Origin of the sequence: Halorubrum sp. SS7 (assembly GCF_005435055.1) — an archaeon.
Lineage (GTDB): Archaea > Halobacteriota > Halobacteria > Halobacteriales > Haloferacaceae > Halorubrum > Halorubrum salinarum.
On the sequence record NZ_SGXV01000112.1, the window covers coordinates 1 to 612 of the forward strand.

General features: G+C 66.7%; 1 protein-coding gene. It reads left to right on the forward strand.

The annotated features are described in order from the left end of the window. Positions 1-585, forward strand: a 585-nt coding sequence (locus tag EXE44_RS16940; RefSeq protein WP_206750399.1) for a hypothetical protein, incomplete at its 5' end; no start/stop codon positions are given. Between the last annotated feature and the right edge of the window lie 27 nt (positions 586-612).

Consider the following 612-nt stretch of genomic DNA (forward strand, 5'->3'; position numbering starts at 1 on the left):
AGGGGGCGACTGATGCCCGGAGCGCAGGGCGTTCAGATCGAGGATGTCGATCTGCCGGATTCGCTGGGTCCGGGTGACTCCGCGACGGCGCGGATCGACATGACGAACACGAGCAACTTCATCAACCCGTGGAACGCCAACCGCTGTAACGAGGGCAACAACTACGGGCTGCTCGTCGAGGGCGTGCTGGTCGGCCCGGACGGTGAGGAGTTCGTCGGCGATACCGTCTGCGCGAAGCAGCACGACATCGTCGCCTCCTACGAGGCCACGTCCGAGGTAACCTTCGAAGCGCCCGAGAGAGACGGCACGCACCGATACGACGCGTTCGTTCGGATGGCCGAGACCGGTGAGGAGTCGAGCCGGCTGTCGGAGTCGGTCGACGTCTACGGCGACAGCGGGGACGCGCCCGAGGAGGCGCCGGACGACGCGGGTGAAGGGCCCGGTTCGGACGATCTCGCGTGGCCGACCGGCGGAGAGAGCGGCGTCCAGACCCGGATCCAAGCTGCCGCCGCGATCGCGCTGCTGTTCGGCGGGATGTATGTCGCCGGACAGCTCTTCGACATCCAGCTCGGAGGTGGTGCCTGACGTGACTCCAACCGTTCAGTACGTGAT